Annotated in this window: 19 protein-coding genes and 1 pseudogene; 10 read left to right on the plus strand and 10 right to left on the minus strand. The window is 71.8% G+C overall.

The window, feature by feature from the left end; translation table 11 throughout:
• Positions 1 to 2,800: 2,800 nt before the first annotated feature.
• The 4 genes and pseudogenes from BT341_RS48075 to BT341_RS06205 form a co-directional block, all read right to left on the minus strand.
• Positions 2,801 to 3,232: pseudogene (locus BT341_RS48075) on the minus strand (WXG100 family type VII secretion target); the annotation flags it as partial.
• 9 nt (positions 3,233 to 3,241) lie between these two features.
• Positions 3,242 to 3,562: a WXG100 family type VII secretion target gene (locus tag BT341_RS06195; protein ID WP_072475352.1), complete on the minus strand. Its 321-nt coding sequence runs from the start codon at positions 3,560 to 3,562 to the stop codon at positions 3,242 to 3,244.
• Positions 3,562 to 4,104, minus strand: a complete 543-nt coding sequence (locus BT341_RS06200) for a YbaB/EbfC family nucleoid-associated protein (RefSeq protein ID WP_084743179.1) — start codon at positions 4,102 to 4,104, stop codon at positions 3,562 to 3,564. The genes BT341_RS06195 and BT341_RS06200 overlap by 1 nt, the downstream gene beginning before the upstream one ends.
• A gap of 142 nt (positions 4,105 to 4,246) precedes the next feature.
• The gene (locus BT341_RS06205; RefSeq protein ID WP_072475354.1) at positions 4,247 to 5,539 is read right to left on the minus strand and encodes an MFS transporter; all 1,293 of its coding nucleotides are present in this window, start codon (positions 5,537 to 5,539) and stop codon (positions 4,247 to 4,249) included.
• Between the two features lie 203 nt (positions 5,540 to 5,742).
• Here BT341_RS06205 and BT341_RS06210 point away from each other — a divergent pair, with 203 nt between their 5' ends.
• Positions 5,743 to 6,324 carry a YqgE/AlgH family protein gene (locus tag BT341_RS06210; RefSeq protein ID WP_072475355.1) on the plus strand — a complete coding sequence of 194 codons (582 nt, stop codon included), beginning with the start codon at positions 5,743 to 5,745 and terminating at the stop codon, positions 6,322 to 6,324.
• Here BT341_RS06210 and BT341_RS06215 read toward each other — a convergent pair.
• The gene (locus BT341_RS06215) at positions 6,321 to 6,734 is read right to left on the minus strand and encodes an SdpI family protein (protein WP_072475356.1); all 414 of its coding nucleotides are present in this window, start codon (positions 6,732 to 6,734) and stop codon (positions 6,321 to 6,323) included. The genes BT341_RS06210 and BT341_RS06215 overlap by 4 nt on opposite strands.
• A gap of 65 nt (positions 6,735 to 6,799) precedes the next feature.
• On the opposite strand from BT341_RS06215, the gene BT341_RS06220 reads away from it, so the two are divergent.
• The 3 genes from BT341_RS06220 to BT341_RS06230 all read left to right on the plus strand — a co-directional run bounded on the left by BT341_RS06220 (position 6,800) and on the right by BT341_RS06230 (position 11,783).
• Positions 6,800 to 7,960, plus strand: a complete 1,161-nt coding sequence (locus tag BT341_RS06220) for an esterase-like activity of phytase family protein (protein WP_072475357.1) — start codon at positions 6,800 to 6,802, stop codon at positions 7,958 to 7,960.
• Positions 7,961 to 8,114: 154 nt separating this feature from the next.
• Positions 8,115 to 10,955, plus strand: a complete 2,841-nt coding sequence (gene leuS, locus BT341_RS06225) for a leucine--tRNA ligase (protein ID WP_072475358.1) — start codon at positions 8,115 to 8,117, stop codon at positions 10,953 to 10,955.
• Between the two features lie 90 nt (positions 10,956 to 11,045).
• Positions 11,046 to 11,783, plus strand: a complete 738-nt coding sequence (locus BT341_RS06230) for a 3-oxoacyl-ACP reductase family protein (RefSeq protein ID WP_072475359.1) — start codon at positions 11,046 to 11,048, stop codon at positions 11,781 to 11,783.
• Here BT341_RS06230 and BT341_RS06235 read toward each other — a convergent pair.
• Positions 11,780 to 12,517: a TetR/AcrR family transcriptional regulator gene (locus tag BT341_RS06235; protein ID WP_072475360.1), complete on the minus strand. Its 738-nt coding sequence runs from the start codon at positions 12,515 to 12,517 to the stop codon at positions 11,780 to 11,782. The two genes, BT341_RS06230 and BT341_RS06235, sit on opposite strands and share 4 nt — an antisense overlap.
• A gap of 403 nt (positions 12,518 to 12,920) precedes the next feature.
• Between BT341_RS06235 and BT341_RS06240 the strand changes: the two genes are divergently transcribed.
• From BT341_RS06240 to BT341_RS06255, 4 genes are all read left to right on the plus strand, one after another.
• Positions 12,921 to 13,790, plus strand: a complete 870-nt coding sequence (locus tag BT341_RS06240) for a ribokinase (RefSeq protein ID WP_072475361.1) — start codon at positions 12,921 to 12,923, stop codon at positions 13,788 to 13,790.
• 28 nt (positions 13,791 to 13,818) lie between these two features.
• The gene (locus tag BT341_RS06245; RefSeq protein ID WP_072475362.1) at positions 13,819 to 14,559 is read left to right on the plus strand and encodes a hypothetical protein; all 741 of its coding nucleotides are present in this window, start codon (positions 13,819 to 13,821) and stop codon (positions 14,557 to 14,559) included.
• A complete protein-coding gene (gene ptsP, locus BT341_RS06250; RefSeq protein WP_072475363.1) occupies positions 14,549 to 16,180 on the plus strand; it encodes a phosphoenolpyruvate--protein phosphotransferase in 1,632 nt (543 codons plus the stop codon). The genes BT341_RS06245 and ptsP overlap by 11 nt, the downstream gene beginning before the upstream one ends.
• A gap of 589 nt (positions 16,181 to 16,769) precedes the next feature.
• Positions 16,770 to 18,164, plus strand: a complete 1,395-nt coding sequence (locus BT341_RS06255; protein ID WP_072475364.1) for an MFS transporter — start codon at positions 16,770 to 16,772, stop codon at positions 18,162 to 18,164.
• A 70-nt stretch (positions 18,165 to 18,234) separates the two neighbouring features.
• On the opposite strand, the gene BT341_RS06260 is transcribed toward BT341_RS06255, so the two are convergent.
• Positions 18,235 to 18,897 (minus strand): DUF1707 SHOCT-like domain-containing protein, encoded by a 663-nt coding sequence (locus BT341_RS06260; protein ID WP_072475365.1) that lies wholly within the window; start codon positions 18,895 to 18,897, stop codon positions 18,235 to 18,237.
• A 195-nt stretch (positions 18,898 to 19,092) separates the two neighbouring features.
• On the opposite strand from BT341_RS06260, the gene BT341_RS06265 reads away from it, so the two are divergent.
• On the plus strand, positions 19,093 to 19,989 hold the full coding sequence (locus BT341_RS06265; protein WP_245804897.1) for a hypothetical protein: 897 nt from the start codon (positions 19,093 to 19,095) through the stop codon (positions 19,987 to 19,989).
• Positions 19,990 to 19,993: 4 nt separating this feature from the next.
• Here the strand turns inward: BT341_RS06265 and BT341_RS06270 are convergent, their stop codons facing one another.
• Genes BT341_RS06270 through BT341_RS06280 form a run of 3 tightly spaced genes read right to left on the minus strand, consistent with a single transcriptional unit; the run spans position 19,994 to position 22,988 of the window.
• Positions 19,994 to 20,659, minus strand: a complete 666-nt coding sequence (locus BT341_RS06270) for a response regulator (protein WP_072475366.1) — start codon at positions 20,657 to 20,659, stop codon at positions 19,994 to 19,996.
• Entirely contained in the window at positions 20,656 to 21,792 is a 1,137-nt protein-coding gene (gene macS / locus BT341_RS06275) for a MacS family sensor histidine kinase (RefSeq protein ID WP_072475367.1), read from the minus strand. The genes BT341_RS06270 and macS overlap by 4 nt, the downstream gene beginning before the upstream one ends.
• Positions 21,789 to 22,988 carry an AI-2E family transporter gene (locus BT341_RS06280; RefSeq protein WP_072475368.1) on the minus strand — a complete coding sequence of 400 codons (1,200 nt, stop codon included), beginning with the start codon at positions 22,986 to 22,988 and terminating at the stop codon, positions 21,789 to 21,791. The genes macS and BT341_RS06280 overlap by 4 nt, the downstream gene beginning before the upstream one ends.
• A 231-nt stretch (positions 22,989 to 23,219) precedes the next feature.
• Between BT341_RS06280 and BT341_RS06285 the strand changes: the two genes are divergently transcribed.
• Positions 23,220 to 24,170: a hypothetical protein gene (locus BT341_RS06285; protein ID WP_072475369.1), complete on the plus strand. Its 951-nt coding sequence runs from the start codon at positions 23,220 to 23,222 to the stop codon at positions 24,168 to 24,170.
• The last annotated feature ends 107 nt before the right edge of the window (positions 24,171 to 24,277 follow it).

The following is a 24,277-nucleotide window of genomic DNA, read 5'->3' on the forward strand; positions in this document are numbered from 1 at the left end:
GGCTCATGCACAGGACCGGACGGCCGCTCAGCCTGCGGACCACCGGAAACAGGCGACGGCGCAGGCCCACCGGCAGGCGGACGCTGCAGCAACCGCCGCGGATCATCAAGCGGCCCCCCACGCGGGCCGCCTCCACCGGGCTGCGCCGCCTGGCCATCAAGAGGAGTCCGCGCACCATGCAGCACCTGCGGCGGACCACCATGCGGCGGCTGCAGACCCTGCCATGCCTGCGTGCCGTGTGGCGCCGGTCCACCGGGCTGTGGGTGACCGCTGTGTGGCGGCTGGAGACCCTGCGGTGTCTGTGTGCCGTGTGGCGCCGGTCCACCGGGCTGTGGGTGACCGCTGTGTGGCGGCTGGAGACCCTGCGGTGTCTGTGTGCCGTGCGGGCCCGGCCCACCGGGTTGCGGTTGCCTGCCGTGCGGCGGCTGAAGGCCCTGTGTGCCGTGCGGGGCCGGTCCACCAGGCTGCCGGTGACCGCCGTGTGGCGGTTGCAGGCCCTGTGGTGTCTGCATGCCGTGCGGCGGTCCACCTGGCTGTGGGTGCCCGACATGCGGCGGCTGCCCACCGTGCGGTGGCTGCGTGCCGTGCGGGGTCGGCCCGCCTGGCTGCGGCTGGCTGCCGTGCGGTGGCTGCAGACCTTGCGATGGCTGCGTGCCGTGTGGGCCAGGCCCACCGGTCTGCGCGTGGCCGCCGAGCGGTGGCTGCGGGCCTTGTGGTGCCTGCGTGCCGTGTGGCGCCGGCCCAACTGGGTGCGGTTGGCCGCCGTGCGGTGGCTGCAGACCCTGCCGTGCGGGTGCCTGCCCGCCCGGTCGTGGCTGGGCGCCAAGCGGTGCCCGTGCACCGTTGGGGCCCGGCCCGCCCGGTTGCGGATGCCCACCGTGTGGCGGCTGTCCGCCGTGGAACGGCTGTCCGCCCGGTTGGGGTGGTCCCAGCGGCGGCCGCTGACCGGCCTGCGCACCTTGTGGTGCCCAGCCACCCTGTGGCTGTCCGCCATGGATCGGCTGGCCGGGGTGAGGCGCCTGTCCGCCCGGCCGTGGTTGACCCGTCGGCGGTCGCTGACCCTGTGGCCCCCATCCACCGTGCGGCTGCCCCGGCATTCGTTGCGCACCTTGCTGCGGAGCCCGTCCGCCGGGAGGCATCGGCGGCTGACCCCCGACGGCATCCGGCGCGGGTCGTGGGGTTGGCCACCGGCAGCGCCGCCGTTGGGCATTCCGGCCGGCGGTGGGGTGAAACCGCCGCCCTGCGGTGCAGGCTGCGGTGATGCGTACTGCGCCGGTGCCCCGTCCGCCGCGAACGGCTGGTTCGTGCCGCCCGTGAAGCCCGCCGCTCCGACGTTGTCCTGCGGACGGCCGCCCGTTTGCCTCCCCGGCTCCGTGCCGAAGCCCGGTGGAGCCATGCCGTAGCCACCGTGCGGTCCGCTGCCGCTCGATGTGGCCGCGGGGGCGTTTCCACCCGTCGGGGCTGGGCCGCCGGGGGAACTCGGCTGTCCGCCTCCGGCCATCGACGGTGCCGGTTCGCCCACCGGCTGACTCGGCTGGTGGGGTGCGGGGACGTCCGCGGGCTGCGGAGCCGCCGGACGGTCTGCGTGCTGTACGTGCTCCGCGCTCGGCCGGGGACCGTCGGGCTGCTCCGCCACGCTCTGCCGTGGCTCGGCCGACTGACGTTCCGGTGCCGTGCTCCGCGCCTCAGCCTCCGACGACGAACGTGGCTCCTCAGCCGCCGTGGACCGAGACTCTACGGAAGCCCCAGTTCCGGACCCCTCAGAATCTCCGGAAGTCCGGGAACCGCCAGAAGCTCCGGATTCGTGCGAGCCCCCGGATTCACCGGAGCCCTCGGAACGACCGGACCCGCCGGAGTCTCGGGATCCGCCTGAACCGCCCGGTTCTCCGGAACCCCCGGAGTCACGCGAGCCCCCGGACTCGCCAGACCCCTCAGAGCGGCTGGAGCCACGGGAGTCTCCGGGTTCACCCGAGACCCGGGAACCGCCCGAGTCCCCAGAGTCACGCGAGGCCCCGGACTCATCCGAGCCCGCGGAACGACTGGAGTCGCCGGAATGGCCGGAGCTTTCGGATCGGCCGGAGTCGCCGGAGTCATGCGAGCCCCCGGACTCGCCAGAGCCCGCGGAACGGCCGGAGTCGTCGGAACTGCCCGAGTCACGCGAGCCCCCGGACTCGCCAGAGCCCTCAGAACGGCCGGAGTCCCCAGAACCACCCGAACCCCCGGAGTCCCCATCCTCGGAACCCCCCGAAGCACCGGGCTCCCGCGGAATGTTCGCCTCGTGGATCGAGTGCAGCTGCTCTTTGGCACCCCCCACGGCCCCACCGACAGCCCCGCTGGAGGCCCCCGTCAGGAGCTGCTCCGGTGTCAACGACCCCAGATCCCCCGTGACCGCCGCCTGCCCGACCGTCTGGGCGACCCCCTCGACCGCCCCGCGCGCCCCAGCTCGGAGAGCCGCGTCCGCCACCTGGCCGCCCGCGCTGTGCGAAAGTCCTTCCGTCGCTCCGCGGCCGATCGATCCCGATGCCGCTCCCACGACTCCGCCGACCGCTCCCGAGATCGCCGAGTCCGTCGTCTTCGACCAGTCCCAGCTCTTGCGGTCGCCCTTGGCCATCTGCAGGCCCTGGATGCCCGCGTCCATGCCCAGGTTGATGGCCTCGTTCTTGAGGACCTCCATGCCGATCTTCTTGAGGCCCTGCTTCAGCAGCTTCTCCAGCAGCTCCTTCGCGACCTGCTTGAACCCCTGCTGCGCCAGCTTCTCGAGCAGCTGCCGGAACAGCATCTGCACGGTCATCCGGGTCGCCATCTGCGCCGGCGCGATGCCCGCCGTCGAGCCGCCGAACGTCACCGCTGCCGCCGCGATCATCGCCGCTATCTGGGCCGCCAGCACGATCAGCGAGATGATGATCATGTACTTCGTGTACTCGACGTCCAGTGCCGTCTGGTCGCACGAGTCGCCGAGGGCCTTCGTCGCGTCGGCCAGCTGCTTGAAGTACGCCTCGTCGCCGTCGACGAACTTCTTCCACTGCTCGACGAACGCGTCGGCGCCGTCGCCCGTCCAGTTGTCGCGGATCCCCGAAACCGCCTGGTTGCCCGTCTCCGAAGCCGGGCCGATCGCCGAAGACGCCGTGTGCCACGCGTCCCGCAGCGCGCGCAGCTTGTCCTCGTCGCCCTCCGGCCAGCTCTCCCCGACCACGATCGGCAGCAGCCACTTGACCGCGTCGGGCATCTCCATACCCACGGGTCATTGCCCCTTGCTGAGCTGCGAAGTCACGTCTTCGTCGGCACCGGAAAGGGCCTTCATCGACTTGTCGACGTTCTGCTGCATCCCGCGCAACCCCTGCACGAGGTTGGCGAAACCTTCGAGCGCGCCCTGGGAACCGGGCACGTAGTCCTTGGCGAACTCCTTGCCGGAGTCGTCGTTGCCCCAGCACTCGCCCTGGGCGTCGAGCGCGCCTTGCAACGTCTTCAGCGCGTTCTCCAGTCCGTCCGCCGCCGTGACCAGGCCGTTCGACGCGCGGAGGACCGCGTCCGGCTCCGCGGTGAAACCGCCGCCGTCCGGCATCAGTCGCCCCTCGTCATCCAGGACGACGGTGGCTCCTCGTCCTCGTCGTCACGCGGCGGGCGGACGCGCTTCGGCGCCGGCTTGGGGGCGGGCATCGGGGGCGCGGCTTCGTTGCGCAGGATCGAGCCGGTGTCCTCGAACGACTCCGGGCGCGGCGCGGGCGGCGGTTCTTCGTCCAGGAACTGCGGGATCGGCGGCACCAGCCCGGCCAGCGACGGCGCGCCCTCGACGAGGTCCGCGAGGTCGGGCAGGCCTTCGGTGATCGGCGCCATCAGGTCCGCGATCTTCTGCTTGACCTGCAGCGATCCCTGCCGCACCAGCGTCTGGACGGTGTTCGCGAGCTGCGCGGGCGTCGTGCGCTCGAACGTGTTCGGCGCGAACTCGAGCTTCGCGAGGCTGCCGCCGGCGTCGATGGTGGCGCGGACCAGCCCGTCCGGGGAACTCACCTGCGCGGTGGTTTCGGCCGCGGCGGCCTGCGCGTCACGCAGCTGCGCCGTCTGCCGCTCGAAGTTCTCCAGAAGCGTGTCCATCTGGTCTTTCATCGCGGCATTGCGTGCTTCGAGCCGTGCACGGTCGTCGCCCGCGGTGGTCACAGGTGCCCCCGGTGTCCCTCGAACCTACTAATGACTTCCCGTCACCCTAATGCCAATGGAGCAGTGTTCGTGACCGGTTCGTGGTTTTGCCTCAGCGAATCGTGCGGCGCCGCGCGAGCACGTACCCGGCTCCGCCGACCAGGTAGCAGACGGTCGCCGCGATGAGCAGGCCCGGCGCGCGGCCGTCGTCGGGCACGACCAACGCGCCCAGCGAAACCGCCGCGACCTGCGTGATGTTGAAGAGCGTGTCGTACAGCGCGAACACGCGGCCGCGGGCTTCGTCGGCGACGTCGAGCTGGATCGACGAATCGACGCAGAGCTTCAGCACCTGCCCGGCCCCGGTGATGACGAACGACGCGAGCAGCGCCAGCGGCAGGACCATCGGCAGGCCCAGCGCGGACTGTGCGATCGCCGCCAGCAGCAGCGCGCCCAGCACGGCGCGCAGCCGGCCGAACTTCCGGAGCAGCCGCGCGGTCAGCAGCCCGGCGAGCAGCAGGCCCGCCCCGGCGAGTGCGGCCATCTGGCCGAGCCCGGGCAGGCCGGCGCGGAAGACGCCGTGGTCGGTGAAGTAGTTGCGCATCAGCAGCACGGTGACCAGCAGCGACACGCCGAACGACGCCCGGTGCGCGAACAGCGCGAGGAATCCGGCCGTGACACTCGGCGCGCGCCACGCGTGCTTCGCGCCGTCCGCCAGTCCTCGTGCGACGGCCACCACCGGGTTCGGTGGCTCGTCGACCACCGACGGCCCGAGCAGGCCGCGGGTGAACCCGCGCGCGATCAACGCCGAGACGAGCGTGCCGAGGACGGCGAACGCCGTGGTGTAGCCGGATCCGACGTTGTCGCTGCCCAGCAGCGCCCGCAGCCCGATCGCGCAGCCACCGCCGACGACGGCGACCGCCGAGCCGAGGGTCGTGGCGAAGGCGTTCGCCGTCACGACGCTCTCTTCGGCGACGACGTGCGGCAGCGACGCCGAAAGCCCCGAGCCGATGAAGCGTGAGATGCCTTCCGCGGCCAGGGCCAGCGAGAACAGGCCGAGGCCGCCGAACCCGAGCCCGACCGCGGCCGACGCGGCGATGATCGCCAGGCCACGCAGGAGGTTCGCGAAGATGAGGACTTTCCGGCGGTCCCAGCGGTCCAGCAGGGCACCGGCGAACGGGCCGACGATCGAGTACGGCAGCAGCAGCGCGGCGAACCCACCGGCGATGGCCAGTGGATCGGCGGCCCGCTCGGGGTTGAACAGCACGGCCCCGGCGAGACCCGCGCGGAAGACGCCGTCGCCCCAGCTGGCGGCGAAGCGCGTGAAGAGCAGGCGGCGGAAGTCCGGGTCCTTCAGCAGCTCCCGGGGGCCTTTTCGGGCGGTCGCCGACTGGGCGCTGATCGTCACGAAGCCAGAGTAGTAGGTGGCCGGTGCACTGAGGTCGCCTCTCGGCGGCTATGCGCAGTGTGGCTCCAGCCGGACGGTATTCCACAAAGGCGGTTCTTCAGTGAGCCCGGGGGACACAACAGTGCACCGGCCAATGTTTCAAACGAGGCTGTTGAGGCGATTGTTCCCGAGCCGAAGTATTTCGCCGCGCCGGGAGTGGGATCATGGGTCGCGTGCCAGCGGACGCCGAGGTTGAACCGGGAACGCTCCTGGTCGCCGCCCCCACGATGGTCGACCCCAACTTCCGCCGGACCGTGGTGTTCGTGATCGATCACCGCCAGGAGGGCACGCTGGGCGTGGTCCTGAACCGGCCGAGCGACGTCGCCGTGCACGACGTGCTGCCCAACTGGGGCGGGCACGTCGCCGAGCCGCAGGCGGTGTTCGTCGGGGGTCCGGTCGAGAAGAAGACGGCGCTGTGCCTGGCCGCGCTGCGCACCGGCGAGACGGCGGCGAGCGTGCCGGGTGTGATCGCGGTGCGCGGGCCGGTCGCGCTGGTCGACCTGGACACCGATCCCGAGGTGCTGGTGCCGAAGGTCCGGGGCGTGCGGGTCTTCGCCGGGTACGCCGGCTGGGACTCCGGTCAGCTGGCCGGCGAGATCGAGCGGGAAGACTGGGTGATCGTGCCCGCGTTGCCGAGCGACATCCTGGCCTCGCCGAACGGCGATCTGTGGAGCCAGGTGCTACGCCGCCAGGGCGTCCCGCTCGCGCTGCTGGCCACCCACCCGGGCGACCTCCAGCGGAACTAGGCGTCTTCCTTCTTGAACACGCCGCAGCCGCCGCACGCGCAGCCGCTGCAGCCGGCGGGCGCCGCCGGAGCCGGGGTGGGCACGCTCATCGCGGCCCGGTTGCCGAGCACGCCACCGCCCATGACCAGCACCAGCATGGCGAGCACGCCCGCGAACGCGGCGGCGATCAGGCCACCGGTCGACGGCATGGCCAGCCCGGCCAGCCCGGCGAGCACGGAGATCGCGCCTCCGGCCATGGTCGGCAGGCCCGCGACGCGGTTGGCCAGCTTGAACGCCTCTTCGCTGCGCAACGCCGCTTGCGTGCGCACTCCGGTGCCGCCTTCGCGCGTCAAGCGCTCGCGGAACCCGAGGAACCCACCAAAGCCGACGAACAGACCCAGCACGATCGGAACCAGCGCGATAGCGAACACGGGTCAAGGATAAGCGTGACGTCCCGGCAACCTGCCGGATACCCTGATCGACTGTGCTACAGGCCATGTCACCGCGTGTACTGCCCACCGTCCTGGCCACAGCCCTGATCGGGGGAATTCTCGCCGCGGCTCCGGCCGAAGCGACTGAGAGTCACCAGCGGCCCGTCCGGCTGCTCGGCGAGCGGATCTTGCCGAACGCCCTGCAGTTCCAGGGCACGACGGTCGGCGGCCTGTCCAGCATCGACTACGACCCGCGGACCGGCGGCTACGCGCTGATCTGCGACGACCGGTCGGCGATCAACCCCGCCCGCTTCTACACCGCGACCTTCCCGGTGTCCGCGGACGGCGTCGGGCCGGTCACCATCACCGGCACGAAGCCGCTGCTGCGCCCGGACGGCACGCCGTACCCGCCGCTTTCGCGGAACGACCCGTCGAAGCCGCAGAACGAGCAGACGATCGACCCCGAAGAGCTGCGCGTCGACCCGTGGACCGGCGACTACTACTGGTCGCAGGAGGGCGAGCGGACCGCGACGACGTTGATCGACCCATCGATCCGCGAAGCTCGCCGCGCCGGCGAATACGTCCGCGACCTGCCGATTCCCGCCAACGAGAAGATGACGCCGACGGCAGGCCCGCGGCAGAACCTGGTACTCGAAGGCATCACCTTCACCGGGTTCGGCTCCCTGCTCGCCAGCGAGGTCGAGGGCCCGCTGCTGCAGGACGGCCCCGAGGCCACCACGACGTCCGGCGCCCTCTCGCGGATCACCCTCCAGTCGCGGTTCGGCCCAATCCTGGCGCAGTACGCCTACCCGCAGGAGCCGCTGTTCGCGTCACCGGTGCCCGCCGGCGCGTTCGCGACGACCGGCGTGTCCTCCATGCTCGCCGTCGACCAGGCCGACCCGACGAAGTTCCTCATGATGGAGCGCTCGTTCGTGACCGGCGTCGGGAACAAGGTCCGCGTCTACGAGATCGACACCAGGGGTGCGACGAATGTCCTGAATGTGAAGTCCCTCGCTGACGCGAAGCACGTCAAGCCGGTGAAGAAGCGACTGCTCTTCGACGCCGCCGGCCTCGGCTTGTCCACTGTGGACAACCTGGAGGGCATGACGTGGGGGCCGAAGCTGCCCGGTGGCGAGCGCAGCCTGATCATCGTCAGCGACAACAACTTCTCCGCGACGCAGGTCACTCAGTTCGCCGCACTGGCGGTCCCCTCCGAACGGCTTTGACCAGCAAGTTACGATGAACGCATGAACACGGCTCGGCTGCTCCTTGGCCTGCCGCGCTGACCGGGTCCGGCCCGGCCGGCGCGGCGACCCCTCATGCCCTCGCGGCTGAGGGGTCGAGTTGTTTCTGGAGTGGCTCGCGACGAAGGAAGACGTCATGACTGAGGCGACAGGGACCGACGTCCCGCCGCACCGCTACACGGCCGCACTGGCGGGTCAGATCGAGCAGCGGTGGCAGGACCACTGGGCCGACCAGGGCACCTTCCACGCGCCCAACCCCGTCGGGCCGCTCGCCGTCGAGGGGCAGCAGGTGCCCAGCGACAAGCTGTTCGTCCAGGACATGTTCCCGTACCCGTCGGGCTCCGGCCTGCACGTCGGGCACCCGCTGGGCTTCATCAGCACCGACGTCTTCGCGCGCTACCACCGGATGATCGGGCGCAACGTGCTGCACACGATGGGCTTCGACGCGTTCGGCCTGCCGGCCGAGCAGTACGCGGTCCAGACCGGGCAGCACCCACGCAAGACGACCGAGGAGAACATCCGGACCTACCTGCGCCAGATCCGGCGCCTGGGCCTGGGCCACGACGAACGCCGTCGCATCTCCACGATCGACCCCGAGTACTACCGCTGGACGCAGTGGATCTTCCTGCAGATCTTCAACTCCTGGTACGACACCGAGGCGGGCAAGGCCCGGCCGATCGCCGAGCTGGAGGCCGCGTTCGCCGACGGCTCGCGTCCGGTGCCCGGCGGCAAGGACTGGGCGTCGCTGAGCGCGTCCGAGCGGAAGAAGATCATCGACGACCACCGGCTGGTCTACATCTCCGAGGCGCCGGTCAACTGGTGCCCCGGTCTGGGCACGGTGCTGTCGAACGAGGAGGTCACCGCCGAGGGCCGCAGCGAGCGCGGCAACTTCCCGGTGTTCCGCCGCAACCTGCGGCAGTGGATGATGCGGATCACCGCGTACGCCGACCGCCTGGTCGACGACCTGGACCTGCTGGACTGGCCGGAGAAGGTCAAGTCCATGCAGCGGAACTGGATCGGCCGTTCGCACGGCGCTCGCGTCACGTTCGCCTCCGGTGACGAGGCGATCGAGGTCTTCACGACCCGGCCGGACACGCTGTTCGGCGCCACCTACATGGTGCTGGCGCCGGAGCACCCGCTGGTCGACAAGCTGGTCGCCGACGCGTGGCCCGAGGGCGTCGACGAGCGCTGGACCGGCGGTGCCGCGACGCCCGCCGAGGCGATCAAGGAGTACCGCGTCGCCGCGTCGCGCAAGTCCGAGCTGGACCGGCAGGAGAGCAAGGAGAAGACCGGCGTCTTCACCGGCGCGTACGCGACGAACCCGGTCAACGACAAGCAGATCCCGGTCTTCGTCGCCGACTACGTGCTGATGGGCTACGGCACCGGCGCGATCATGGCCGTCCCCGGCCAGGACGTCCGCGACTGGGAGTTCGCCGAGAAGTTCGGGCTGGAGATCATCCGGACCGTGCAGCCGTCGGAAGGCTTCGACGGCAAGGCGTACACGGGCGACGGACCGGCGATCAACTCGGGCTTCCTGGACGGCATGGACGTCGCCGAGGCCAAGAAGACGATCATCGACTGGCTGACCGAAAAGGGCGCCGGGACCGGGACCGTGCAGTACAAGCTGCGCGACTGGCTGTTCTCGCGCCAGCGCTACTGGGGCGAGCCGTTCCCGGTGGTCTACGACGAGAACGGTGAAGTGCACGCCATTCCGGAGTCGATGCTGCCGGTCGAGCTGCCCGAGGTCGCCGACTACTCGCCCGTGACGTTCGACCCGGAGGACCGCGACTCGACGCCGTCGTCGCCGCTGGCCCGCGCGACCGACTGGGTCGAGGTCGAACTGGACCTGGGCGACGGCCCGAAGAAGTACCGCCGCGACATCAACACGATGCCGAACTGGGCGGGTTCCTGCTGGTACCAGCTGCGCTACCTGGACCCGACCAACACCGAGACGTTCTGCGCGCCGGAAAACGAGGCGTACTGGATGGGCCCGCGCCCCGGCGAGCACGGCGCGGACGACACCGGCGGCGTCGACCTGTACGTCGGCGGGGTCGAGCACGCGGTGCTGCACCTGCTGTACTCGCGGTTCTGGCACAAGGTGCTGTACGACCTGGGCCACGTGACGTCCAAGGAGCCGTACCGGAAGCTGTTCAACCAGGGCTACATCGAGGCGTACGCGTACACGGACTCGCGCGGCGTCTACGTGCCGGCCGAGCAGGTCGAGGAGCGTGACGGCAAGTACTTCTACAACGGTGAGGAAGTCACCCAGGAGTACGGCAAGATGGGCAAGAGCCTGAAGAACGTCGTCACGCCGGACGAGATGGCCGAGAACTACGGCGCCGACACGTTCCGGTTCTACGAGATGGCGATGGGCCCGCTGGCGATGTCGCGGCCATGGGCCACCAAGGACGTCGTGGGCGCGCACCGGTTCCTGCAGCGGCTGTGGCGCCTGGTCGTCGACGAGGGGACCGGCGAGCTGCGCGTGTCCAATCAGGACGCGTCCGAGGCCGACCGGAAGGTGCTGCACAAGACCATCGCGGGCGTCCGCGAGGACTACGCCGAGATGCGGTTCAACACGGCCGGCGCGAAGCTGATCGAGCTGAACAACCACGTGACGAAGGTGTACGGCGCGGCCGCGTCGACGCCGCGCGAGCTGGCCGAGCCGCTGGTGCTGATGCTGGCGCCGCTGGCCCCGCACATGGCGGAGGAGCTGTGGCACCGGCTGGGCCACGTGGACTCGCTGGTGCAGGGCCCGTTCCCGGTCGTGGACGAGAAGTACCTGGTGGAGGACTCGGTCGAGTACCCGATCCAGGTCAACGGCAAGGTCCGTTCGCGGGTGACGGTCCCGGCCGACGCGAGCCGCGAGGCGGTCCAGGCGGCGGCCCTGGCGGACGAGAAGGTCGCGGCCATGGTCGGCGAGGGCTCGCCCCGCAAGGTGATCGTGGTGCCCGGACGGCTGGTCAACATCGTCCTCTAACACCACGGCCGAAAGCCGCCGGTGCTGTCCCGGGACATCCGATTTGATTGAACCGTCAACGAAAACGGCTCGATCAAAGGAGAACCGGGGATGACCCTCGACGGCAAAGTGGCGCTGGTGACCGGCGGCAGCCGCGGCATCGGTGCGGCCACGGCACTGCGGCTCGCCGAGGACGGCGCGGACGTCGCGCTGACGTACGTGAACAACGCCGCGCGGGCGGCCGAGGTGGTCGACAAGATCAAGAACCTCGGCCGTCGCGCGCTGGCGATCCAGGCGGATTCGGCCGACGCGGCCGCGGTCTCGGCCGCCGTCGAGGCGACCGTCGCGGAGTTCGGCCGGCTCGACGTGCTGGTGAACAACGCGGGTGTCGGGTTCGTCGGTGGTTTCACGGAGACTTCCATCGAGGACGTCGACCGGGTGCTGGCGGTGAACGTCCGCGGCGTGTTCGCGGTGACGAAGGCGGCCGCGGCGCACCTCGGCGAAGGCGGCCGCGTGATCACCATCGGCAGCTGCGTCACCGACCGCGTGCCGGGGCCGGGCATGGCGCTGTACGCGATGAGCAAGGCGGCGATGGCCGGCCTGACCAAGGCGCTGGCCCGCGAGCTGGGCCCGCGCGGCATCACGGTCAACATGGTCCACCCGGGCCCGACGGACACGGACATGAACCCGGCCGACGGCCCGTACGCGGCGGACCAGGCCGCGATGACGGCGATCGGTCGCTACGGCACGCCCGCCGAGGTGGCTTCGGCGGTGGCTTACCTGGCTTCACCGGCCGGCGCGTACGTCACGGCGGCGACACTTTCGGTGGACGGCGGCCACGCGGCCTAACCGGAGTAGAGCCCGATCTCCCGGGCGAGGTCGATGAGCATCGCCTCGAACAGCACGTCCGGTTTGGACATCGGGATCGGGTAGTTGCCGAAGACCTCGAGCGTGACGTGCCCGTAGAGCCGGGCCCAGAACTGGATCATCAGGTACGTCACGCCGAGGTCGATCTTCTCCACCGGCACGTCCTGGTCGGATTCGGCGAGCACGGCGACCAGCGATTCCTGGAACGTCTTGAGGTCGTCACGCAGCTCGTCGGGCACGCCGGCCGCCGACGGCAGCACGATGTCGTGCCGCGCCAGCACCCGCCCGGCGGCGGCGAGGAAGATTCGCCCGAACGGTTCGTCGACGCGGCTCAGCGCGCTCCCGGCCGTGGAGCCGACACCCCCGGTCGGCGACGCGAAGACGAGCGTGAACTCCTTCGTGTGGGTGAGCGCCCAGCGCCGGAAGCCCTTGCAGATGGCGAACAGCTGCAGCATCCCGTCGTCGGGCAGCTCGGCGATTTCTTCGGCGAGGTCGTCGGCCAGGTCGGCGCAGACGTCCAGCCGCAGGTTCTCGACGAGATCGTCACGGGATTCGTAGTACCGGTAGAGCGCGGGCGCGGTGATCCCCAGCTCCCGCGCGATGGCGCGCAGGGTAACCGCCTCGGGCCCCTGCTCGACGAGCAGCTTCCGGGCGGTCCGCCGGATGTCCTGTTCGGTAGCCGCACGCGCGCGACCCCTCCGCGTGGGGTGGCTCATCCGGACAGTCTAGGTGGTTACTACGACAGATCTCGCATTAACGCGGCCAAGGTAGTCACGGAAAGACGCAGCTCACCGCCGGTGTTCCGGCGCCGCACGGGCGAGGGCGCCGCCGACGCCGATCACTCGGGGGGCTACGTGATCGGCGCCGGCGACCCGATGCCCTGCCCGGCTCGCGCCGGTTGGGGCAACGTCACCACGTTTCCCGCGTGATGACGCACCTGGAGAGCGGGACCGGTCCGCGAAGTGACGGCCGGGGGACGGACATCCCCCGATCGAGTGACGGGAATCCGCTGCTCGCATGATTGTCGCACCCGGCGCCGGATAAGTTACAAAAACCTTCACTTTCGTTCACGTGCCCGTTCGCGACCTGGCCGGACGGCTTTCGTGGCACAGTTCGGGCATGAACTCCGACGTGCTCGTGCTGGGATCCGCGAACGCCGACCTCGTCGTCGCGGTGGACCGGCGGCCGGGCGGCGGCGAGACGGTCCTGGGTGGCGACACCGTGCTTTCGCCGGGCGGCAAGGGCGCCAACACGGCGGTCGCGGCGGGCCGGCTCGGGGCGGACGTCGCGCTCCTCGGCGCAGTTGGCGACGATTCCTACGGCCGACTGCTGCTCGACTCGCTGCGGGCGGCGGGTGTCGACACCGGGCTCGTCCGCACCAGCGACCGGCCGACCGGCATCGCCTACATCACCGTCACCCCGGACGGCGAGAACGCGATCATCGTCTCCCCCGGTGCCAACTCGAGCCTCGAACCCGCCGACGTCGACGCCGTCTTCGACGGGGTGGAGGTCATGGTCGCCTCGCTCGAGGTGCCGCTGCCGACCGTCGAACACGCGGTCGCACGGGCCGCCGAACACGGCGTGAAGGTGCTGCTGAACCTGTCGCCGGCGGCGAAGCTCTCCCCGCAGACGCTGGCGAAGCTCGACGTCCTGCTGGTCAACGAGCACGAAGCCGCCTGGCTGACCGGGCCAGGCGCGGATTTCCGGAAGCTCCTGGATCTCGGGCCACGGGCGGCCGTCGTCACCTTGGGCGCGGCCGGCGCGGTCGTCGTCGAAGCGGACGGAGCCGCCGAAGTCGAGTCACCGCAGGTCGAGGCGGTGGACACCACCGGCGCGGGCGACGCCTTCGCGGGCGCGCTCGCGGCGTCGATCGCCGATGGCGCCGACCTCGTCTCGGCGGCGAAGCGCGCGGTGCGCGTCGCGGCCTTCAGCGTGACGCGGCCCGGCGCGCAGCCGTCCTATCCGACCGCCGCCGACCTCGGGGAATGATCACCGGCACCGGTGTGTTGCCCCTCACATGGGCGATTCGTTCGGTTCCGCCTGGTGGCGTGGCTATGCGGCTCAGCTGAAGGCCATCGCGGACGCGCGCCGTCCCGACCGGCTCGCGATCATGCCGCTCGAGGACACGCTGCAGGCGCTGGGCAAGCAGACCGAGGTCGACGAAGGCGTCTACGACGTCCCGCTGGAGGGCATCGTCGGCACGGTCTCGCGCGCCGCGGACTTCGACCGCGAGTTCCGGCCGCTCAACCGGGCGCTGCGCGACCGCTGGGAGCGGCTCGCGCGGACCTCGGCCGACCTCCCGCCGGTGCGGCTCGTGCGTCTCTCCGAAATGTTCTTCGTCGACGACGGCCACCACCGCGTCGCCATCGCGCGCGCCCGCGGCGCCCGGACCATCACCGCGCGGGTCCGCTGGATCAGCACGGTCGCCTGCGCGTTGCGCTGCCTGACGCTCGCGGACCTGCCGTCGAAGACCGCCGAGCGGATGTTCCTCGAGCGCGTCCCGCTGCCGGACGACGTCCGCATCGGGCTGTGGCTCGACGACCCGGCGGACTGGTTCCGGCTCGCCGACTCGGCCGAGGCCTGGGGTTTCCGCCGTATGCTTGCCGGACGGCCGGTGCGCAGCCGCGACGAACTGGCCGAGGCCTGGTGGCACGAGGAGGTCCGTCCGGTGCTCGAACAGGTGCGTCGGCGAGGCTTGCGCCCGCCACCACGAGAGATCCAGACGTATCTGAGCTATGGTCTAGACCATGTCGTCTGAGTCTCTCACCGGGGTCGCCGTCAGCCCCGGCCGCGCGAGTGGTCCCGTCGTCCGCGTCGCGGAGCCGCTCGGCGAGCCCGCCGCCACGCCCGCCCCGGCCGATCCCGCCGCCGAAGCCGCCCGGATCGCGCCCGCGGCCTCCGTCGTCGCCGCGCGGCTGGAGAAGCAGGCCGAGACCGCCACCGGCGAAGCCGCGACGATCCTCGTCACGACCGCCGCGATGGCGGCCGACCCGGCACTCGCGGCGCAGGCGGAAACGCTGGTCAAGACGCAGGGCCTGCCCGCCGCGCGTGCCGTCTACCAGGCCGCCGAGGGCTTCGCCGAAGCACTGGCCGCCGCGGGCGGGTACATGGCGGAACGCGTCCGCGACGTCCGTGACGTGCGCGACCGGCTGATCGCCGAACTGCTCGGCATCGCGCCGCCGGGGGTGCCGGAACTGACGTCGCCGAGCGTGCTCGTCGCGCGTGACCTCGCGCCGGCCGACACGGCGGGGCTCGACCCGGCGAAGGTGCTGGCCCTGGTCACCGAAGAGGGCGGCCCGACGAGCCACACGGCGATCCTGGCACGGGCGCTGGGCATCCCGGCGGTCGTCGCGGTGCGCGGGCTGCTGGCGCTGGACGCCGAGGCGCTGGCGGTGGACGGCGACACCGGCACGGTCGAGGTAGCGGACCCGGCGGCCCCGATCGTCACGGCGACCGTGGCGCAGCTCGCGGAGTGGAACGGCACGGGCGCGACGTCCGACGGCCACCGCGTGAAGGTCTACGGCAACGTCGGCTCCCCGGCGGACGCGCAGGCCGCGGCCGACGCGGGCGCGGAGGGCGTCGGCCTGTTCCGCACGGAGTTCTGCTACCTGGACGCGGCGGACGAACCATCGGTGGCCGAGCAGCGCGCGGCGTACACGGCGGTGCTCGCCCCGTTCCGCGGCAAGCCGGTGATCGTGCGGACGCTGGACGCGGGCGCCGACAAGCCACTGGCGTTCTTGTCGCCGGAGGCGGAGCCGAACCCGGCGCTGGGCGTGCGCGGGCTGCGCGTGGCGTTCGACCGGCCGGAGGTGCTGGACCGCCAGCTGGAGGCCATCGCGGGCGCGGCGGAGGACTCGGGCGCGGAGGTCTCGGTGATGGCCCCGATGGTCGCGACGGTCGCGGAAGCGGCCTGGTTCGCGGACCGCGTCCGCGCGGCGGGCATCGCGCGGGCAGGCGTGATGATCGAAATCCCGGCGGCGGCGCTGAGCGCCCGCGAGATCCTCGAAGCGGTGGACTTCGTCTCGGTCGGCACGAACGACCTGGCGCAGTACACGTTCGCGGCGGACCGCCAGCTGGGCGCGGTGGCCAAGCTGAACGACCCATGGCAGCCGGGGCTCCTGCGCCTGCTGGAACTGATCGGCAAGGCGGCCAAGGAGACCGGCAAGCCGGCAGGCGTCTGCGGCGAAGCGGCGGCAGACCCGCGGCTGGCACTGGTCCTGGCGGGCCTCGGCCTGACGAGCCTGTCGATGAACGCCCCGGCCATCCGCACGGTGGGAGCAAGCCTGGCAACGGCAACGTTGGCGGAGTGCGAGGCGCTGGCGGAGGCGGTCTTGGCCACATCGGATCCGGCCGCGGCTCGGGCAGCAGCCCGCCCGTGATCGAGGGCGCAGCGGGTCAGGTGCGCGGCTGAGACAGGCTCGCCCTCGCTGAGCGGGCCGCCGCGGGTCCGCGGCGGGCCGGGCGCGCTGTTGGTCGGGCGCGCGGCGGGCCGGGCGCGCTGCTGGTCCGCGGCGGGCCGGGCGCGTTGCTGGTCGGGCGCGAGGCGGGCCGAGCGCGTTGCTGGTCGCGCGCGCCCTCCTGGCTCCGCACGCTGCCGACCCGGCTCGCTCCCGCCCAGCAGCGCGCTGCTTGCCTGGCCCGCCTCTCACCAGCGGGACTGGACCAGCAGCTGTGGTGCCGACCGGCGCCCGCCGAGAGCCACCAGTCCGCCACGCCGTCCACAGATCTCCGGGGGCGCCCCCCACTTTCAGTCTATCGATCATTACCGACCGTGCCGGTTTGTGCGAACCTGGGCGGGCGGAGTTGTCCACATTGATCGAGGGGTGTGGACAACCTGTCCTGCGTCGTGGAGGCCGCCCGCAAACGGCGGCCTCCACGACGTCCCCCGAAAATCCCGGACCGGCTGTCGATCCTGAGCGAGCCCGCTCGACGCAGGGGTGAAGCACTCCCCGTCGAGAGGACGCCGTCATGACCGTCACCGCCGAAGCGCCGGCTCCTGCCGGGGTCGTGCGGGCCACGCGCCGGGAATGGATCGGCCTCGCCGTCCTCGCCCTGCCCGCCCTGCTCGTCTCCCTCGACGTCTTCGTCCTCGTTCTCGCGTTGCCGAAGCTCGCCGCCGGGTTGCACGCCGATGGCACCCAACAGCTCTGGATCATGGACACCTACGGCTTCATGGTCGCCGGGTTCATGGTCACCATGGGGACCCTCGGCGACCGGATCGGGCGCCGGAAGCTGCTGCTCGCCGGGGCTGCCGCCTTCGGGATCGCCTCCGTCGTCGCCGCCTTCTCCACCAGTCCCGGCATGCTCATCGTCGCCCGGGGCGTGCTCGGGATCGCCGGGGCGACGCTCGCTCCTTCCACCCTCTCGCTCATCGGCACCCTCTTCCGGGACCCGCGGCAGCGCGCGCAGGCCATCGGTATCTGGGCCGGCTGCTTCACCGTCGGCGCCATCGTCGGCCCGATGGTCGGCGGCTTCCTGCTCGAGCACTTCTGGTGGGGCGCCTGCTTCCTGCTCGGCGTGCCCGCCATGGTCCTGCTCCTGGTCATCGGCCCGAAGCTGCTGCCCGAGTACCGCGACACCGAAGCCGGCCGCCTCGACCTGCCCAGCGTCGCCCTGTCGCTCGGCACCATCCTGCCCGCCGTCTACGGCGTCAAGGAATTCGCCCGCGACGGCCTCCACCCCGGTCCCGTCGTCGCCCTCGTCGTCGGTGTCACCGTCGGATACCTCTTCGTCCGGCGCCAGCGGACGCTCGACGAGCCCTTGGTCGACTTCAGCCTGCTCGCCGCGAAGGCGTTCCGGACCGCGCTCGGCGGGATGCTCCTGTTCAGCATGCTCGGCGGCACGACCATGCTCTTCGTCGCGCAGTTCTTCCAGCTCGCGCAGCACCTCTCGCCGGTCGGGGCCGCGCTGGGGCTGCTGCCCGGGATGGCCGCCTCCACCGTCAGCTTCCTCGCCGCACCCGCGCTCGCCCGCCGCGTCGAGCCGCACGGGCTGATCGCCGGTGGGGTCGCCCTCGCCGCGGCCGGCATGGTGATCCTCGTCTTCGCCGGGACCGCCGCCGGGCCGGTGTGGCCCGCACTCGGGTTCGCCGTGACGTCGCTGGGTGTCGGCCCGATGGTCGCGCTGGGCACCGACCTCGTCGTCGGTTCCGTGCCGCAGCGCAAGGCGGGCGCCGCCGCTTCGCTGGCCCAGACCGTCAACGAGTTCGGCTACGCGATCGGCCTCGCCACCGTCGGCACGCTCGGCAACGCCGTCGCCCGCGCCCACGGGTTCGCCGCCGGGCTGCACGTCGTCGCCGGGCTCGCCGCCGTCGCGTTCGCCGCCCTCGTCTGGTTCGTCGCCCGGAACCTGCGGGCCGCCTGACGGCGAAGGCCTCCCCACCCGATGCCTGGGTGGGGAGGCCTTCCTGACGCCGGGGGCAGAGGGACCCCGGCTAGCCGAACAACCCGCGCCGCGGGTGCCGGATGACCAGCGAACCGCCGTGGACGCGGCCGGTCAGCACGAACCGCGGGTGGCCCGCGCGTCCGTTGCTGCGTGTCTTGTCCTCCAGCGAGCCGAACTTGATGTCGGTGATCGCGTTGACGTCGATCGCCGCGTGCTCCGGGATGACCACCTCGACCGAACCCCACTTGGCGTCCAGCTCGATGTGCACCACCGGCGACTGCACCTGGGCCTCGGTGAAGTCGAGCTTCGTCGAGCCGTACTTGTTCCGCACCACCATCTCCGGCGGGACCACCCACGGCCCGCTGCGGACCAGCGACGAATACTTCGCGTTCAGCTCGAAGCGCTGTCCGGGCGCGTAACCGCCGTAGCCCACCGGAGGCGCGTACGCCGGTGCGGCGGCGACCGCGGCCGCCGGGTGGTACAGCCCGGCGAGGTCGGCCAGCACGGCGTTCAGCTCGCCGCGGGTCTTCGCCGCCAGCGCGCGGTCCGTGCGCTCGGTGAACTCGTCGAGGTCGATCATCCCCCGGCCGATCGCCTTCTGCAGCACCCCGACGACGTGCTCGCGCTCGTCGTCGGACACCCGGAGATCCCGCTCGCTCAACGGCCTGGTCTCGGTCACCGGTTCCGCCGCCGCGGTCTCTTCCTCGCCCATGTCCACGATGGTAGAACTGCAGCACACCAGGGAGATCGGGGGAAAACCCTGAACGGACCCGTATTCCGCGTCGCCGTCGCCGTCACGGCTGCCGTCCTGCTGGCCGGCTGCACCCGCGAACCCCCGGCGCCGCCGCCGGCTCCGCTGGCGGAACTCTCCGGCATCCAGGCGACCGGCGGCATCGGCGTCACCGCGTTGCTGCCGACCGCCGGACCCACTCTCTTCGACGCCGATCGCGGCGACGCGGCCACCCCGCCCGGCTACCCCGGCGGCGACGTCCAGCTCGATGTCGTGCGGGTTGGCAAGCACGTCGTCCTGACGGCCCGCGCCGCGGACCCCCGGAACACCGAGCCCTTCGAAATCCTCGAGTACGCCGGGCCGTCGAGCTCGCCGCGTTCCCTCGGCCGCGCCTGGTCGGTGGGGCCGGACGCCGGCGGGGAAGGCGTGTGGCTGATCCGGCAGGACGCGCCGGACGACTGCCGGCTCCAGCACGTCTCGCTCGCCGCGGGCGAGCTCGGCCGCGGTCAGCCCGCCAGCTGCCGCACCCAGGTGCGCACGGAGACCCCGCACGGCCTGCTGATCACCATCAACTCGGGTGCCGCCGAGTCGACCGACGCCCTGATCGAACCGGCGACCGGCCGCACGGTCCGGCAGGCCCCGCGCATCCTCGGCGCCGCCGGCGACTGGATGCTGCTCGACGGCCTGACCGACTTGACCCTGGTCGACCTGCGGGACAACAGCAGCAAGAAGCTCAACCGGCCCTCGATCGGCGCGGCACCCACCGTGGTGCCCTCGCGGGAAGGAGCTGTCTGGGCCGTCGACTTCGCCGACCCCGCCTACCGGGGCACCAGCACGCAGACGCGGGACATCTGGCTGCTGCGCCCGGCCGGGCCGACCTGGGACCACGCTCCCGGGATGCCGTACGTCACCGAGCACCTCAAGCGCGGCGGCGGGTTCGACTGGTCGGAAGCAGGCGACCTCGTGCTCGCCGACGGCGTCCTCGCCGCCTGGCACCCCGGCGAACCGCAGTGGCGCCTCGGTCAGGCCGCCTTGCCCGCCGGCACCTGGTGGGGCTTCACGGTCGTCCCCTGAAAGCTCACTCTTCGTCGAGGCCGTGCTCGATCGCGTACCTGGCCAGCTCGACGCGGTTGTGCAGCTGCAGCTTCCGCAGCGTCGACTGCACGTGGTTCTCCACCGTGCGGTGCGACAGCACGAGCCGCTCGGCGATCTGCCGCGCGGTCAGCCCCTTCGCGACCAGGCGCAGGACGTCGGTCTCGCGCTCGGTCAGCCGGGGCGGCTCGGCACCGGCGGCGTCCTCGCGCGACGCGTCGGCCATCCGCCGGTACTCCCCGAGCACCAGCCCGGCCAGCCCGGCGGTGAACACCGGGTCGCCGGCGGCCGTGCGGTGCACGGCGTCCACCAGCTCCGCGGCCGACGCCGACTTGACCAGGTAGCCGGACGCGCCGGCCTTCACCGCCTCCAGGACGTCCTTGTGCTCGCCGCTCGCCGACAGCACCAGCACCTTCGTCGACGGCAGCGCCGAGGTGATCTCGCGGGTGGCGTCCACGCCCGAGCTGCTGCCGAGGTTGAGGTCCATCAGCACGACGTCCGGCCGGACTGTGCGCGCGATCCGCACGGCCGCGCCGGCGTCCGGGGCGGTCGCCTTCACGTCGAAGCCGTTTTCGGTCAGGTCGCGGGCCACTCCGTCACGCCAGATCGGGTGGTCGTCGACCACCATCACCGAGATCCGCGGCTCGTTCATTTCGCACCCCTCGTGCTCGGCACCCTGACCTCCCACTCCGTGCCCCGGCCGGGCCCGGTGTCGAGGGTCGCGCTCCCGCCGAGGTCGCGCACCCTCCCCCGGATGGATTCCACCACGCCGAGGTGGCCTTCGGCCGCCGCCCGCTCGAGCACGCCGGCCGGGATGCCGGGCCCGTCGTCGCGGATGCTCACCACGACCTCGCTGCCGAGGTCCTCCAGCAGCACCCACGCGTGCGCGCCGGGTCCCGCGTGCTTCTCGACGTTCGAGAGCGCTTCGCGGGTCACAGCGACCAGCTCGTCGGTGACGTGCGCGGGCAGCTCGACGTCGTCCGCCGGGGTCGATACCTGCACCGACGACGTCGCAAGCAGCTGCAACGCGGCCCGCAGGCTCGTCGTGCCGCTGTCGTTCGGTGCCGGCGGCTCGGTCGACACCAGCGAGCGCAGGGCGATCTCCTGCTCCCCGGCGAGCCTGGCCAGCTCGGCCGCTTCACCGCCGACTTCGTTGCCGCGCTTGCGGACGCGGGCCAGCACCTGCAGCACGCTGTCGTGGATCGACCGGGCCAGCCGCTCACGCTCGGCCGTCGCCGCTTCCTTCCGCAGTGCCTGCTCCAGCCGCGCGGCCGACCGGCGGCCCATCGTCGCGGCCATGCCGACCAGCAGCCCGGCCCCGGCGAGCAGGACGCCGTCGCGGGCGACGTCGAGGTCGAACTTCTCCCGCGCCAGCCCGGTCGCGACGCCCAGGACCAGCCCGGCCAGCACACCGCCGGCCGCGCCGAACCGCGCGCCCGCGGCCACCGGCGGGACGGCCGCCCACACCGTGGTGATGAGCGGGACGCCGAGCGCGAACTGCGCGTCGCTGAGCACCCACGGCGAGGTCAGCAGCAACCCGGTCGTGAGCACCACGTCGAAGACGACCAGCCACGGCGGCCGCGTCCGCTCGCGCAGGTACAGCAGGCTGCTGACGATCGACCACCCGGCCATCACGGCGAGGACCGTCCAGGCCAGCCACTCACGCCGGTAGTGACCACTTTGGACGATGACGGTCCCGCAGGCGAACGCCCAGGTCAGCACGCGGAACGCGAGCACGCCGCGCCACATCGGCGTGACCGGGTCCGGCGTCCGCGCAGCGGTCATCGGTCTTCTTCGCCGCGCGTGGGCACCTCGGCCGTCGGCGAGCCCGGCTGGGCGTCGTTCGGCTGCGCGGCCTGGTCCTTGAGGACGTTCACCTCGGCCGGGTCCGGGGCGGTCTCGTGCAGCAGCGACCGCACGCCGGCGTTGAGCACCGCCAGCAGTGGGACGGCCAGCAGCGCGCCGGCGATCCCGGCCGCCACCAGGCCCGCGGTAATGGCGAGGACCACCGCGAGCGGGTGCAGCTTCACCGCGCGGCCCAGCAGCAGCGGCTGCAGGACGTGGCTCTCCAGCTGCATCACGCCGATCACGATGGCCAGCACGATGACCGCGCCGATGAAGCCGTTCGTCACCAGCGCGACCAGCACGGCGACGCCGCCGGTGATGACGGCGCCGATGATCGGGATGAACGCGCCGAGGAACACCAGGGTCGCCAGCGGGATGACCAGGGGTACACCCATGATCCACAGGCCGATGCCGATGCCGACGGCGTCCACCACGGCCACCGCCGCGGTCGCTCGCACGTAGCTGACCAGCGACGCGAACCCACGCCGGCCGGCGACGTCGACCCGGGTGCGCACCCGCTGCGGAACGCCGCGGACCAGGAACGTCCAGATCCCCTCGCCGCCGCTGAGGAAGAAGATCGTGATGAACAGCGTCAGCAGGAACCCGGTGAGGATCTCGCCGACGGTGCTCGCCGTGGTCAGCGCCGTCGTCGTGATCGACGCCTGGTTGTTCTGGATGAAGCTGATCGCCTGGTTGATGAAGTCCTGGATCTGCTCCTGGCGCAGGTGCGGCGCGCCGTTGATCAGCCAGTCCTTGATCTGGTTGAGGCTGTCGTTCAGCTGTTTCTGCAGCTGCGGCAGGCCGGAGGAGAACTGGGTGATGACGAACGTCAGCAGCCCGCCCAGCACCGCGAGCCCGGCGATCAGCACGATCGCCGTCGCCAGCCCGCGCGGGAACCTCACCGCCACCAGCTTCTGCACCGCCGGCGCGAGCAGCGCGGACAGCAGCAGCGCGACCGACAGCGGGATGATCACGACCGACAGGTAGCCGATCACCCAGACCACGGCGTACAGCGCGGCGATCACCACGATGAACCGCCACGCCAGCGCCGCGCTGATGCGCAGGCCCCGGGGGATCAGCCCGGTGACGTCCTCGTGCTTCGGCAGGAACGGGTCTTCACGTCGCGCGTGGCTCACCGGCTCACCGTAGCGGCTGCGGCGCCCGATTCGGCCGCTTTCCCGCTGCCGAGTCCGACACGCTCGGCGGCCAGGAACGATCACCCGGTGTCAAAGCCGGTTGCACGCTGTGTTCTTCACACGATGGGGGCATCAAGTCGTGTCGAGGATGCGCGCGGCGCCGCCGGTTTGGTTAGGTCGCTTCCGCAACGGCTTGTGGCCGGTCGATCACCGATCCGAGGAGACGCACGAGTGGCGAAGACCGCGACGAACGAGGGGCAGGGCGCCAAGCGCGCCGGCCGGCTCGTGTCGCGTGCGCTGCTCGTGTTCGGCGGCGCCGTGGCCGGCACCGCCGCCGCGTGGCTGATTTCCGGTGCCACGGCCTCGGCCGACACCGTCGAGGTGGGTACCTCCTCCGTCACTCCGGTCACCGACGCGACCGTCGGCGGCCTCGGCGACGTGAACCACGGCGTGTCCGACCTCGCCGACACCATCGACGAAGCCAACTGCCACCAGGACGCGACGACCTGGAGCGAGCCGCAGCACTGTGTCCGCATCGCCGGGCACGAGGTGTCCGGACAGGTCACCGAATCCGTCGCCGACTTCACCGACGACGCCGTCCTCGGCCCGGCGCACCGCACTCTCGGCGCGGTCGAGCACATCGTCCGCAAGCCGGAGGACACCCGCCAGGTCATCGAAGAGACCGTCACCCCCGCGCCGACGCAGGACTTCGGCCACCGGGTGTGGCAGCTGCTCGACCCGGCCGGTCGCGGCGACCTCGTCCCGCTGCCCGAGCTTCCGGGCGGCGCTCCGGCCGAGCAGGCGCCGGTGACCGCCGGTGCCGGACAGGCGGCAGGCCCGATCGCCGTCAGCACCGTCGAACTCCCCTCCGACGTGCAGGCCGCGCTGGCGATGGAGAAGAACGCTCACCTCGGCGACGGCACCGGTGCCGCGGGTCACTCCCGCGACGGGCACCGCGACCTGCCGTCCCCGCTGACTCCGGCGCAGCTTCCGGTCGCGCCGGCCGTCCCCGCCGCCCCGGGTGGCACCACGGCCCCCGGTGGACACCTCGACGGCCTCAACTTCGGCGTCCCGTTCTGGACGACCGAAGCCGTCGACAGCGCCGTCGCGGCGATGACCCGCGCCGGCCTGCGCCACACGGCGCGCACCCCGGGCGAGCAGCCCGGCGTCACTCCTGACTGAACACCTCCCTTCACGGGTCGCTGACGCGCCCGGGCCCGTCCGTAGCTGACGGCTCTGCGTCCGCGGAAAACCCGTGACACGGCGGTGCGCTTTGTCGCGCCCGCAAG

The organism is Amycolatopsis australiensis, assembly GCF_900119165.1.
Taxonomy (GTDB): domain Bacteria; phylum Actinomycetota; class Actinomycetes; order Mycobacteriales; family Pseudonocardiaceae; genus Amycolatopsis; species Amycolatopsis australiensis.